The following is a 12619-nucleotide window of genomic DNA, read 5'->3' on the forward strand; positions in this document are numbered from 1 at the left end:
CCGAGGTGCCGCCGCCATGCCGGCTGGCGCTGCGGCCGGCTCAGGCAGCGATGGGGCCGCTGTCGTATACGAGTTCCGCGCGGCCGTCGTTGAGGTGGTACGTCAGCCCCACGACAGCCGTTTTTCCGCTGGACACGCCGGCGGCGATGATCGGGGATTCTTCCAGCAGGCGGGCGGCTGTCTGCTTCACGTGCTCGGTCACCATGGAATCGATGTCACTGGCGCTGTCCTCCCGCAAGGCCGCGAGCACGGACGGGGTGATGAGTTCAACGATGCCCCGGACATGCCCGGCCGGCATGCTGCCCGTCTCCACGGCCGCCTGGGTGGCGGTGACGGCACCGCAGCTGTCATGGCCCAACACCACAATGAGCGGCACCTTCAGGTACTCCTCACCGAACTCGATCGATCCCAAGGCCGTGTTGTCAATGACGTGGCCAGCGGTGCGGACCACAAAGGCGTCGCCCAGACCCATGTCAAAGATGATCTCCGCGGCCAGACGGGAATCTGAGCAACCAAAGATCGTCACGAACGGATGCTGCCCGCTCGTCAGGGAAGTACGACGGACCGCATCTTGGTTGGGATGGGAAGCGATGTTCTCAACAAACCGCTTGTTTCCCTCCATCAGGGTGGTCCATGCCAAGGCCGGGGTGTTCGGATGGGACGTGTCGTTTTCTTTGTCTGCCATAGGGTGTTCCTTTCGTAGCAAGTTGGCGGCGTGACCAGTAGTCATGAGCACCACGCCGGCGCCACCGGGGGTGCCCCGCATGTCCCGGCAGATGGCCGCTGGGCCGACGCCGAAACCCGTCGATGTTAAGTGACTCCTCAATCAGGTTTATCACGCCATGCACCACCCTGGACTGTTCCCCGAACGCTGGACGCGCAATTTACCTTGCCTGTGTTGGACCATCATGTTCCGGTGCTTGGCGCCAACCGCCGTGCGGGTAGTCTCCAAGGCGGTGGACCAGGCCGGACGCAGTTGGAGGTCGCTCCCCGGCAACCGTCCACACGGAAGGGGCATCTAGTCGGTGGTTTCGCCTGGTGTCATCCGACGACCGTTACGGGACCTGTCGGCATCGTTGGGCACACTCCCAAGTCCCGTGTTCGTCTTTCCTGGTCTCGGTCCGTCCATCTCGAGATGGTGAGACGCCGAGACCAATTCACCGATTCATCCCTCCACCCTATGCGAAACTGTTTTCATCGCGGCCGCGTTCGGGAAAACTAGGGCCATGCGCAACTTCGGGGTCGAGGAAGAGCTGCTGCTCATCGATGCCGCCACCGGGATGCTTGCCCCGACGGCGGCAGACGTGCTGCGTTCCTCCGGCACCTCCACCCATTTCGGGGGCCATGACGCCCAAGACGTCGATGCCGCCTCGCTGGCCCACGAACTGAAGCAGGAACAGGTTGAATTGGTCTCCGCTCCCTTCGGCGATCTGTCGGCATTGTTGGCAGCCATGGTGAAGGGACGGCAGGAAGCCGACCGTTTGGCGGGCTTGTCCGGGTGCCGTGCCGTGGCGCTGGGAACATACCCGATGCGGGCAGCCTCCAGCCTGGTGCCGTTGCCCCGTTATCTCGCCATGGAAGGAAAGTTCGGCATCACCCTCAAGGAGCAACTCACCTGCGGGTTCCATGTCCACGTCTCGGTGATGTCGGACGAGGAATCCGTGGCGGTGCTTGACCGGATCCGCGTGTGGCTTCCCCTGCTCTTGGCGTTGAGCAGCAACTCGCCTTATTGGCAGGGGGCGGACAGCGGATATGCAAGCTTCAGGTACCAGGCCTGGCGGCGCTGGCCGACGGCCGGCCCCACGGACATTTTTGGTTCGGCGGATGCATATCGGCACATCGTTGGAATCCTCCTCCAATGCGACGTGATGCTCGACGAGGGCATGGTGTACTTCGATGCCCGGCTCTCTTCCCGGCACCCGACCGTTGAAGTCCGCATCGCGGATGTCTGCCTCGAGGCCGGCGACGGGGCTGCCATCGCCGCCCTGGTCCGGGCCTTGGTGGAAAGCGCCAGCAGGGAATGGCAGAGCGGCAAACCTCCGCTGCCCTGCCCCACCGAGGTGCTGCGGCTGGCCTCCTGGAGGGCGAGCCGCCTCGGTCTGCAGGGATCGCTGCTCCACCCGCTCGAAAATCGCCTCTGCCCCGTGGATGCAGCCCTTGCGGCCTTGTTGAGCCACACACGCCCGGTCCTGGAGGAATATGGCGACCTCCGCTACGTCCTGGAAGCGATCCAGAGGATCAAGCGCACCGGAACGGGTGCCGATCGCCAACGAAGGGCCTTCCAAGCCAATGAAAACCTTCGGGACACCGTCTTCGATGCCGCCGAACGGACACAGACACTCATTTCCTGAGGTCCGGCAAGACATGCCGTGCTCCGTCGGCAAGGGGATCCCCGTGCACAACGTCATGCCTGCCGCAGTTGAGCGGACAATCATTGCCGCAGAAGCCGTTTCAGGACGGCGCGATGCAGTGGCCTGGTCCGGTACCCGTGCTTGTTCCACCGTCCGGCGGCGTCTGGCATTTCGGCCAACCCGGAAAAGCGAAGAGGATCGATCATGAGCCAGGACTACGACGAAAGCCGCCCCGATGTGGCCGAGGCGTCCGAGCGCACCTTGAAAGCCGTCAGGCAAATGGATGCGCCCGATGCCAAGAGGGTCCAGGCCGAGTTGGAGGAAGCGGACCTTTCCGAAGGAACTGAGCCCCCGGGCGCAATCGTGCTCGACGAGCTCGTGGTGGAGGTCGTTCCCCAGGCCTCGGATGAGTTCGTGTGCGGGGAATGTTTTGCCGTTCGACACCGAAGCCAGGTTGCCAAGGTCGTGGACGGCGTGATGATCTGCCGGGATTGTGCGGAGCTCTAGGAACCCCTGGTTCGCAGCGACGAACCGACCAGCGCCGCCGGGCTGCTGCGGCACCACGGATTCTTCGTGCCCATCCAAGCCCGGGCGAACACGCATGGGTTCCGCGCGGGAGGCCGCATGACGGACGCGAACCCCAAGAACCTGCAGGGTTCCTCCGGCCCGACGCCCGGGCTCGACGACGTGACCGAACCGGAAGGAGCCGCGTCGCCCGAAAACAGTTCTAGGCCACACCCATCGCACCGCTGAGTCTGCCGTGTCCCGGGCCAACTCGGGACGGACGAACACACGTCGGAGCCAATCGCCGTTGTTTGCAGGAGCGATGAGTCTTCAGCGCGCCCGTGGCGGCCGTCGCCGCGACGCTGGTCGGTTCACCGGTTGGTTGCGGCTCAGTACCTCCATCGTTCCTGGCGGGTTCAAGGCCATGGTCAAACCAATACGGCTCTGCGGGAAACCCGCACCGGGACCTCGTCGTCGCGGCCAGTACGCCCGCCGTCCTGCCCGAGGCCACGAAAGTTCTTCCTGGGCCAGTCCTACTTCATCGAGGACACTGCCGCAACCAATTTCAAGGGCTCCGCAGCCACCGGTTCAAGCTTCCCATCGCACCGCTGCTGGTTCCTTGTCCATGCGCCACCCGCGCCACACCGGGTGGCGCAACCTCTTGTCCCGGGTGCGTTCGGTGTACCGGACCTCGCCGACCAACTTGGGTGAGACCCAGATGGCATCGGCGCGGTCGATGCCGGGCACATCCTTGGCAGCAGGGGTGTTGCGCCGGTGTGGCTCGAGTTCACTACGGATTCGACGCAGTTCGTCGGCGGAAAACCCGGTTCCCACTCGCCCGGCATAGTGCAACGCACCATCTTCATTCACCGCCAGCAGCAACGAGCCAAGGGTGTCGCTGCGTGCGCCGTTGCCCTGCCGCCAGCCAATGACCACCACCTCCTGGTGCAGTTCGTTCTTGAACTTGACCCAGCTTTTGCTGCGCTTGCCCGGGCGGTAGGTCGAGGACGCTTGCTTGGCCACCACGCCTTCCAGGCCCAACTCGGCACTGGATTCCATTGCCTCTTCCAACGTTCCATCGTGGACAGGGGGTACATGGATGTGTTTGCCTTCGGCGACCTGTTCGGCCAGCCGTCGCCGCCGCTCGACGTAGGGCTGGGACATCAAATCCTCCACCGTGCCTGGGCGGTCCCCGGCCTTGCCCCGCTTCCCATCCATGGCCGGCAGCCGAAGCGCGTCGAACAGCATCAGGTGCACCTCGGCCATGGGTGCCTTGGCACCTCCACCGTTCTTCTTTCCGGCTTCGCTCCTGGTCTGCAGCAGGCCGAAATCCGGTCGGCCGTTGCTGTCCAATGCCACGATCTCCCCGTCCAGGACCGCACCCTCCGGAGCCCGGTCGGCAAGCTCCTGCAGCTCCGGGTACTGGGCGGTCAGATCGTTGCCGTTTCGGCTGTGCAAAGTGACCTGCCGGTCCGCGACGCCGGCCACGGTCCGGTACCCGTCCCACTTCATTTCGTAGGCCCAGGCCTCGTCTTCATCGAGCTCACCGGGTTTTCCGGCGGTGGCCAACATGGCGCGCGGCAGGTCCTGTTTCGCGCGCTCCGGGGACTGCGAGGAAGATTTGGCTGCGCTGGGCGATTTCTCGGCGTGCCTGGTCGTTCCACGGCCTGCATCTGCGTCGTGGCCGGTGCCGTTCTCGCGGGGTTGCTCCTTCATGAGTTGCAGCAGCCAGTTCTTCTCGTTGCCCATGCGCGGGGCATGGATCAGCGCATAGCGTCGGGCCACTCCGCCGAGCCCTCCGTCCGGTCTCCCCCGCAGCTCGGCGATGACCTCTGCGCCCTCGTTCCACTTCTCGATCCGGCAGGAACCGCTGTCCCAGATCTCCACGGTCCCGGCACCGTATTGGCCAGCGGGGATCGTCCCCTCGAATTCTCCGTAGTCCAGCGGGTGGTCTTCGGTCATCACCGCCAGGCGGCTGACACCGCTCTGAAGGGGCGGGCCCTTGGGTACCGCCCAGGAAACCAGGACGCCGTCGTGCTCCAGCCGGAAGTCCCAGTGCAGGGCCCGGGCGTGGTGTTCCTGGATCACAAAGCCCACCTCGCCCCCGGAAGCACGCGCCGATGCGGCCGGTTCGGGAATTGGTTCCGGAGTGGATGCCGCGTCCCGCTTGGACCGGTAGGTCTCCAGCCGATCGGATGTCGGGGGCACCGCCCGGCCCAGCGTCGAAATCGGATCGAGTCCCGCTTCCACGCGTTCGAGCACCTCGTGGAAGTCGAGTTGGCGAAGGCCCGGCTCCCCGATCTCCGCCCAGGTGCGTGGTGCGGCAACCATTGGCCGCGTTCGTCCGCGCAGCGAATACGGGCAGATGGTGGTCTTGGCCGCGTTGTTTTGGCTCCAGTCAATGAACACCTTGCCCTCGCGCAAGGACTTCTTCATCTCCGCCACGACCAGTTCCGGATGATCCTGCTGGAGGTGTCGAGCCAGCTCGCGGGCAACCTGTGAGATCTGGTCCGAGGTATGGGTTCCATCGAGGCCGGCATACAGGTGGATCCCCTTGGAGCCGGACGTCACGGCATAGGCCTCAAGTCCCATGCCGGAGAGCACCTCGCGGCACAGCAACGCAACAACGGCGCATTGGGCCAGATCGACGCCCGGACCCGGGTCCAGGTCCAGCACCATGCGGTCGGGATTCGCCGGGGCCATCTCCCTGTCGAAACGCCACTGGGGCACATGGATCTCCAGTGCCGCCAGCTGTCCCAGCCACGTGAGCACCGCCGCATCGTCCACCAGCGGATAGATGTTCTCGTGGTCCTTGTGCTTGATGGTTCCCCGCGGGATCCAGTCCGGGGCCGAGTCCTCAAGATCCTTGCGGAAAAACACCTTGCCCGGCTTTTCCTGGGTTCCGACCCCGTTGACCCAGCGTTTGCGGGTCGCCGGCCGCCGGGCCGCCAGGGGAACGAGCGCCGGCGCAACTCGGGCGTAGTAGTCCAGCACCTCACCCTTGGTGGTCCCCGTCTCCGGGTATAGAACCTTGCTGAGATTGCTGACCCGCAGCACCCGTCCTGCAATCGATACCGTTTCCTCGGAATTCCTCGGTGCCATGGGTGCCTCCCTTCGGTTCTCTACCACTGTGCCGCGGCCCGGGGCCGAAGACCAGTGTTTGTCATCCCGGCACCTCATCGTTGGTGGCTCTGCCGCCCGGTTTGGCACCGGGGGTTCCCGGCCGTAGGCGCATCGCCAGCCTGTTCTCGCCGTGGCGTGCAAATCACTGGACAGCGCTGTGGCCCGTCCGTAGCGTGGGAAACGCCGGAGGTTTCCGACCGGACCCGGTCCCCGCAGGAGGAGCAAACCATCCCTCCGGGGCCGGTCCGGGATTCATGCGCTGCATCCGCCCACCGGGCAGGGGGAAGGAAACCCGGCCCGCCCTGCCGGCCGGACCCCCGAAGGCCTGGGGCGAATGCGGACCCGAGGCAGGCAAATCCAATCCAAGCCACGCAGGAGGAACCATGACAACCGCACGCGAAATCATGACCGGCTCGGCCGAATGCATCGGCGAGAATGAAACCCTCGATGAAGCGGCACGAAAGATGCTCCAACTCGACGTCGGATCGCTGCCCATTTGTGGGGAGGACAACCGGCTCAAGGGCGTTGTCTCGGACCGCGACATCGTCACCAAGTGCCTGGCCCAGGGCGGGGACCCGCGGAACACCCGGGCAGGTGAGCTCGGCGAAGGGAAACCTGTCACCATCGGGGCCGACGACAGCGTCGAGGAAGCAATCAGGACCATGCAAGAGCACCAGATTCGCAGGCTGCCCGTGATTGACGGCCACACATTGGTCGGCATGCTCAGCCAAGGGGATATCGCCAAGAACTATCCCGAGGACAGGGTCGGCGACTTGGTCAAGTTCATCTCCTTCGACTAACCCCCGGAGAATCTTCGAAGGGGCGGGACAGGGTACCCACTGCGTGCCTTGTCGCGCCCCTTTCTTGGCTTTTTGCCAAGGCGCTTTGGTTGTCTTCCCCGCGGAAGCCGACTCGGAACAATGAGTCCTTGTCGCCTTCCAGACTTGTCGATACGCTGAAATCGGTTCAGCAGCGGGCCATGGTTATCTTGAATGGAGCATTCCATGAAGCTGCACCTTGGCCCATCATCATGTGCCCCCGTCTCCCATCTCCAATGGGGAAAAAACGAACTCCGACCGCACGTCGCGGGGTTCCAGCCTGCCATCCCGGCAACTACATTGGGCGGTGATCCGCATGCGGGTCATTGAAAACAACCAGAAACTGCGTCGCTACCAACTCTACGAGCGCGGCGACCTGGCCGGATTCGTTCAGTACAGCATGCGCGGCCAAGAGTTGTGGTTGCACTACACCCAACTCAAGCGCCGGTACAAGTCCGAAGAAGTCATCGAGTACCTGCTCCTGCACATCCTCGAAGACGTCCTACGGCGGCGTCTTGCCATTATGCCGTTCTGTCCGGCAATGCGTATCTTCATGCTTGAACGACCGGAGTATTCCTGTCTCGTGCCGGAGCTGTGGCAGGACCGTTTGCTGGTTCGCTCGACGGTGCCGCACCGGCCCATGGACCGGGTCCGCTACACCGGTTCCCCGAAGCGGCGCAGCACCGCCAAGCACCAGGGCGAAGGAACGCGGGTAGCCGTCTGGTCCGGGGTCCCCGCACAGGGACAGCTTCGGACGCAGTCGGCGTTCTGCAACGGGGCGCCGCTGCAAGGCACCTGAGGACAGCACCCATGCAGAGGGCCGGCCCCGGAATCGCTCCGGTGCCGGCCCTCTGCAATGGCTCTCCGCCGCCGAGGCGATGGCCCTCAGGAAGTGGACGTGTCGAACCGGGCCCACGCGCGGTGTCCGGCCAGCAGTTCGGCCACCCCCGCTATCGCCTCCTCCACTGCGGCCGTGGCCACGCCGAAGTCCGAGGCGGGCAACCCCGACCGTTCGAGCACCTTTGCCGCCTGCCCCACCGCCACGATGGCCTTGGACTGGCGGTAGGCCTCCTGCAGCAGCAGCACCAGCCGCGGATCCAGGCCGGCGGCCTCCGGAGGCACCACGGCACCCGCCTTGGTGTCCCGGTCCACCCGTGCCCCGGGTGCCGGAGCCAGCGCCTCGGCAACGACCAATGCATCGAACTCGATGGACCGGGCCGTGAGCAGCGTCCGGTCCACCGGCGACCCGTCGGCCAGCGAGCCGCCGATGGGGGCCACCAGCAGCGGGGTCATGCCCGCCAGGTTGGTCTCGGCGACCAGCCGTTCGACCACCGCGGCCTCGGTTGCGTGGCCGACCACGATCCCCACGACGCGGCCGTCCACCGGCCAGCTTTTCCCGATCTGCGAGACCGACGGGCACAACTCCGCGTCCTGCACTTCGGTGTCCGCTTCCGCTGCGGGGAGCCCCAGTTCCCGGGCCACGGCGGCGCAGAGCTGCGCATCGATATTGGCCAGGGCCTGGAGCTGGCGGGTCCGCACCGCCTCGCTGGCGCACTTGCCCAGCTCAAAGGCGTAGGCCTGCTGGACATGGAGCTGTTCAAGCGTCGACAGGCTCCGGTAAAACATCCGCGGCTGGGAGAAGTGGTCGTCGAAGGACACCGGATTGGCGCGTTCCTTGACGGATTCGGCGACGCGTTCGGGCACGTCGATGAAGGGCAGCGACGTGTTGGATCCCTCTCCGGCCATGAACGGGCAGCCCCCGTCCAGCGAATTCGGGTGGTAGGGCGCGATCCCCTCGTGGATGTAGCCCTGGTGCATGCCGTCCCGCAGCATGTCGTTGACCGGGGCATGGGGAAGGTTGATGGGCAGCTGTGAGAAGTTCGGTCCGCCGAGGCGGGTGAGCTGGGTGTCGATGTAGGAGAAGAGGCGCACCTGCAGCAGCGGGTCGTTGGTCACGTCGATGCCCGGCACCAGGTGCCCCGGGTGGAAGGCCACCTGCTCGGTCTCCGCGAAGTAGTTGGACGGGTTGCGGTCCAGCACCATCTTGCCCACTGTCATCACCGGTGCCAGCTCCTCGGGCACGAATTTGGTCGGATCGAGCAGGTCGATGCCTTGGAACATCTGTTCCTCGTTGTCCTCGAACACCTGCACGCCCAGCTCCCATTCGGGGAAGGCCCCGGCCTTGATGGCCTCGGCCAAATCGCGGCGGTGGAAGTCGGGATCCGCGCCGTTTGCCAGCATCGCTTCTTCCCAGACCAGCGAATGCACGCCCAGCCGTGGCTTCCAGTGGAACTTCACCAACGAGGTCGACCCGTCCGGGCCGCTCATCCTGAAGGTGTGCACCCCGAAGCCCTCCATCATCCTGAAGGAGCGCGGGATCCCCCGGTCGCTCATGAACCACATGGTGTGCGCCTGGGCCTGGGTGTGCAGCGAGACGAAGTCCCAGAACGTGTCATGGGCCGATTGCGCCTGGGGAATTTCCAGGTCCGGGTGTGGCTTGACCGCGTGGACCACGTCGGGGAACTTGATGCCGTCCTGGATGAAGAAGACCGGGATGTTGTTGCCGACCAGGTCGAAGACGCCCTCGGAGGTGTAGAACTTGGTGGCGAAGCCACGGGTGTCGCGGACGGTGTCGGCCGAGCCGCGCGACCCGGCGACGGTGGAGAAGCGCACGAAGACCGGGGTGGTGGCCCCCTCGGCGAGGAAACCTGCGCTGCAGATGCGCGAGCCGGTGCCGTAGCTGGTGAACACCCCGTGGGCGCCGGCGCCGCGGGCATGGACCACGCGTTCGGGGATCCGTTCGTGGTCGAAGTGCGTGATCTTCTCCCGCAGGTGGTGGTCCTGGAGCAGGATCGGGCCGCGCGGGCCGGCCTTCAGCGAGTGGTCGGTGTCGCGCAGCGGTGCGCCTTGGCTGGTGGTCAGGTCGCTGCCCTGCGGGTGGTCGGGGTTTGCGTTCGCGTTGGCCTTGCCGGCCTGGAGGGGTTGGGGAACGACGGGCTTGGGGTTGGGGCTGTTCATGCCAGGACTCGCTTTCGCTCGGTGCCCGCGGGGGACACGGTCGATGGAACATGGGCATTGCGCCGGTGCCACTGCAAGCACCTCGTGTTCGGCACCCTGGCGGCGGTCGCGACACATCCACCGTAGGCCCGTGCACCCGGCCCGAGTCAAGGGAAGTGCACCACGCAGGCCCCGCCGGATGAAGCGGGCCGCGGGCCCCGTCCCCGCCGTCGGCATCCCGACGCCCGGAGGGAGGGCGGCCCTACGGGGCCTGGACCAGGTTTTCCGGCGTCGTTCCCGTGGCCCACGCGACCAGCTGCCGCTTGAGCAACGCGGTCATGCGCGGCAGGAACGCCTCGGTGTTCCCGCCGTTGTGCGGCACGACCAGGGCATTGGGCAACTGCCAGATCGGGTGGTCGGCCGGAAGCGGCTCGGGATCAAAAACATCCGAGGCACAGCGCAGCCGTCCGGTCTGCAGCTCGGCGACCAATGCATCGGTGTCCACGACCGGGCCGCGGGCGACATTCACGATGACCGCACCATCGGGCAGGGCGGCCAGCAGCTCGGCGTCAACCAGGTGGTGGGTGCTCGCGTTGTGCGGAACGATCAGGATCAGCACCTCGATGTCCTTGGCGTGGTCCAGCAGGTTGCCGACCGCCAGGATTTCCCCGTGCTCGTCGGTGCGGGCACGGGTGCCGAAGCGGCTCAACTCGACTTCAAATGGATCGAGCCGCTTGCGGATTTCCTCGCCGATTCCCCCGACGCCCACGATGGCGACCTTGCGGTCGGCCAGCCCGGGCCAGCGCGCCGGGTTCCATCTGTTGGCGGCCTGGTCGCGCACCGACTCCCCGATGCCGCGCAGCGAGGCGATGGCCAGGCCCACGGCCAGTTCGGCCGTCGAGGCCGCATGCACGCCGGCCGCGGTGGCGACGGAAACGCCGGGACCGACCAGGTCGTGCACGCCGTCGTATCCGGTGGTCTGCGTCTGGACCAGCTTCAGGTTCCTGGCCCGCCCGATTCCCTGCAGCATCGAGAAGTTCGCCATGTAGGGAAAAATCGCGACGTCGATCTCCTCCAGCTTCACCCCCGCGGGCTCCCCTTCGATGTCCCAGACGCCGGCCACGATGCCTGCGGGCAACGGGCCAACGGCCTCGAGGAGTTGGGTACTGGGAAAGCTCACAACGCGAATCGGGTTCATGTCCATCAGCGTAGGTCGCCGCCGGGGGCCGACCCAAGGATGAAACGCTGCATGGACATAAATGCGTGCGCATATGACGCGGCACCGCCGCCGACATCCGGAACCCTGCAACGTCCCAACTCAAGTCGATGTTTGTGACGTCAATCGCAAACTACCGTTTCGGTTTGCATTCGGCCGTCAAGCTGGTAGAGTTTCATGTCGTTGCAGAGCGCGGGAGCCACGAACTTCCAGCGAAACAACAGCCGCACCTCTAGCTCAATTGGCAGAGCAATTGACTCTTAATCAATGGGTTTCGGGTTCAAGTCCCGAGGGGTGCACAGTCACGAAGGCCCGGTTAGCCATAGCGAACCGGGCCTTCTGCTTTTCCCGGAACCCGCACGAGGCATCCGCAGCACGCGACACGGCGTGGGCCGCACTCCCCTGCCCGCCGGATGACGGGGCTTTTCCGGGCCGGCCACTGTCCCGCAAAGCCCGTTGCACCCATTGCGCGCCCCGCAACACGGATGGGAGGCTGCCCTCGGCACTGGCGCACAACGGTTGCGCCGACGCCGACGGCATGCGACGCTGCCTTGAAGGACGCTTCCGGGACGACCGGCGACAGGGTGGCAACAATGGGAACGAAGAGCATGGGGCAGGCGGCCCCCCGGGTGATGACGATAGGCCATTCAACCCGGGAGTTTGACGACGTGGTGCAGATGCTGCGTTCAAACGGCGTCACCGAACTGGTGGACGTGCGTTCGTTTCCGAACTCGAGGAAGTTCCCGCAGTGGAACCAGGCATCGATCGAAGCGGAACTGCCTGTCGGCATCGGCTACCACTGGATCAGGGATCTGGGCGGGCGCCGGCACACACCCGCCGGCGCGGAAACCCCCAACGACGGGTGGAAGGTCAAGGCCTTCCGAGACTATGCCGATTACATGTCCACCGACGCTTTCGCCGCCGGGCTCGCTGAACTCCTGGCCGTCGCGAGGCACTCGGTGCCGGCAATCATGTGCAGCGAAGCGGTCCCGTGGCGCTGCCACCGCCGACTGGTCACCGATGCGTTGATCGTTGCGGGGGCCGAAGTCCTGGACATCATGTCGCCCAGCTCCACCCGGCACGCGAAGCTGACGGCCTTTGCCCAGGTGCACGACGGGAAGATCACCTATCCCTCACCCGAAGGGGAATGAGCATGGAACCGGTGGAGGTTGTCCGCGCAATCGTGGTGTCGATCCCTGCGGGAACCGTGGCAAGCTACGGCGAGATCGGACGCTTGGCGGGCGTCGGTCCGCGCCAGGCCGGCCGCCTGGTTGCCCGGCTCGACGAGGATGTGCCGTGGTGGCGGGTGGTGTATGCCGACGGCACGCCGGCGACCTGCCACGACGGAGGCGCGCGGGCGTTGCTGGAGGCCGAAGGCGTCCCGTTCCGCGACGGTCGCGTCGACATCGGGAAGATCCGCGGCGGTGGAATCCCCGGTCAGGAATAGGCGCAGCGGCAAGGCGTTCTCGACGCGGTGTCGACGGTGCTGCCGATCCCCCGGCGGGATCGAAAGCCGCTCGGGATTCGGCCCGTCGCGTGGGTGCAGACCGCGTTTTGCGCGGTTTCAGGGCCGGCTTCAATCCAGAACCGGCCTGTTGCCGGATCTTCTG

Annotated in this window: 10 protein-coding genes and 1 tRNA gene; 7 read left to right on the forward strand and 4 right to left on the reverse strand. The window is 65.6% G+C overall.

Translation table 11 applies throughout. The features are described from left to right. Positions 1–40 precede the first annotated feature (40 nt). The gene (locus FPY90_RS05630) at positions 41–685 is read right to left on the reverse strand and encodes a carbonic anhydrase (protein ID WP_071216560.1); all 645 of its coding nucleotides are present in this window, start codon (positions 683–685) and stop codon (positions 41–43) included. Between the two features lie 541 nt (positions 686–1226). Here FPY90_RS05630 and FPY90_RS05635 point away from each other — a divergent pair. Both FPY90_RS05635 and FPY90_RS05640 read left to right on the forward strand, forming a co-directional pair. Then, entirely contained in the window at positions 1227–2351 is a 1125-nt protein-coding gene (locus FPY90_RS05635; protein ID WP_498684358.1) for a glutamate--cysteine ligase, read from the forward strand. Between the two features lie 204 nt (positions 2352–2555). Beyond that, positions 2556–2858, forward strand: coding sequence for a DUF4193 family protein (locus tag FPY90_RS05640; RefSeq protein ID WP_071216563.1), 303 nt, complete (start codon positions 2556–2558; stop codon positions 2856–2858). Positions 2859–3443: 585 nt separating this feature from the next. On the opposite strand, the gene FPY90_RS05645 is transcribed toward FPY90_RS05640, so the two are convergent. After that, on the reverse strand, positions 3444–5957 hold the full coding sequence (locus tag FPY90_RS05645; protein WP_498684361.1) for an ATP-dependent DNA ligase: 2514 nt from the start codon (positions 5955–5957) through the stop codon (positions 3444–3446). 404 nt (positions 5958–6361) lie between these two features. On the opposite strand from FPY90_RS05645, the gene FPY90_RS05650 reads away from it, so the two are divergent. Beyond that, complete coding sequence (locus tag FPY90_RS05650) at positions 6362–6778, forward strand: CBS domain-containing protein (protein WP_071216565.1); 417 nt, start codon at positions 6362–6364, stop codon at positions 6776–6778. Between the two features lie 334 nt (positions 6779–7112). After that, positions 7113–7595 (forward strand): GNAT family N-acetyltransferase, encoded by a 483-nt coding sequence (locus FPY90_RS05655; RefSeq protein WP_071216566.1) that lies wholly within the window; start codon positions 7113–7115, stop codon positions 7593–7595. Between the two features lie 86 nt (positions 7596–7681). Here FPY90_RS05655 and FPY90_RS05660 read toward each other — a convergent pair whose 3' ends face one another. Both FPY90_RS05660 and FPY90_RS05665 read right to left on the reverse strand, forming a co-directional pair. Then, positions 7682–9814 (reverse strand): catalase, encoded by a 2133-nt coding sequence (locus tag FPY90_RS05660; RefSeq protein WP_498684362.1) that lies wholly within the window; start codon positions 9812–9814, stop codon positions 7682–7684. Positions 9815–10055: 241 nt separating this feature from the next. Further along, complete coding sequence (locus tag FPY90_RS05665; RefSeq protein ID WP_307583813.1) at positions 10056–10991, reverse strand: 2-hydroxyacid dehydrogenase; 936 nt, start codon at positions 10989–10991, stop codon at positions 10056–10058. A 244-nt stretch (positions 10992–11235) separates the two neighbouring features. On the opposite strand from FPY90_RS05665, the gene FPY90_RS05670 reads away from it, so the two are divergent. From FPY90_RS05670 to FPY90_RS05680, 3 genes are all read left to right on the forward strand, one after another. Further along, positions 11236–11308: transfer RNA gene (locus FPY90_RS05670), tRNA-Lys, on the forward strand. Between the two features lie 294 nt (positions 11309–11602). Then, positions 11603–12160, forward strand: a complete 558-nt coding sequence (locus FPY90_RS05675) for a DUF488 domain-containing protein (protein ID WP_498684364.1) — start codon at positions 11603–11605, stop codon at positions 12158–12160. Then, a complete protein-coding gene (locus FPY90_RS05680; protein WP_498684366.1) occupies positions 12157–12456 on the forward strand; it encodes an MGMT family protein in 300 nt (99 codons plus the stop codon). Before FPY90_RS05675 ends, FPY90_RS05680 begins: the two co-directional genes overlap by 4 nt. Positions 12457–12619: the final 163 nt, after the last annotated feature.

Source organism: Arthrobacter sp. C2 (assembly GCA_024207135.1).
Lineage (GTDB): Bacteria > Actinomycetota > Actinomycetes > Actinomycetales > Micrococcaceae > Paeniglutamicibacter.

Excerpts from the sequence above, each read along its gene's own strand:
- FPY90_RS05675 (WP_498684364.1), top strand. The coding sequence starts at position 11,603 with ATGGGAACGAAGAGCATGGGGCAGGCGGCCCCCCGGGTGATGACGATA.
- FPY90_RS05650 (WP_071216565.1), top strand. The coding sequence starts at position 6,362 with ATGACAACCGCACGCGAAATCATGACCGGCTCGGCCGAATGCATCGGC.
- FPY90_RS05645 (WP_498684361.1), bottom strand. The coding sequence starts at position 5,957 with ATGGCACCGAGGAATTCCGAGGAAACGGTATCGATTGCAGGACGGGTG.
- FPY90_RS05655 (WP_071216566.1), top strand. The coding sequence starts at position 7,113 with ATGCGGGTCATTGAAAACAACCAGAAACTGCGTCGCTACCAACTCTAC.
- FPY90_RS05680 (WP_498684366.1), top strand. The coding sequence starts at position 12,157 with ATGAGCATGGAACCGGTGGAGGTTGTCCGCGCAATCGTGGTGTCGATC.
- FPY90_RS05665 (WP_307583813.1), bottom strand. The coding sequence starts at position 10,991 with ATGAACCCGATTCGCGTTGTGAGCTTTCCCAGTACCCAACTCCTCGAG.
- FPY90_RS05640 (WP_071216563.1), top strand. The coding sequence starts at position 2,556 with ATGAGCCAGGACTACGACGAAAGCCGCCCCGATGTGGCCGAGGCGTCC.
- FPY90_RS05630 (WP_071216560.1), bottom strand. The coding sequence starts at position 685 with ATGGCAGACAAAGAAAACGACACGTCCCATCCGAACACCCCGGCCTTG.
- FPY90_RS05660 (WP_498684362.1), bottom strand. The coding sequence starts at position 9,814 with ATGAACAGCCCCAACCCCAAGCCCGTCGTTCCCCAACCCCTCCAGGCC.
- FPY90_RS05635 (WP_498684358.1), top strand. The coding sequence starts at position 1,227 with ATGCGCAACTTCGGGGTCGAGGAAGAGCTGCTGCTCATCGATGCCGCC.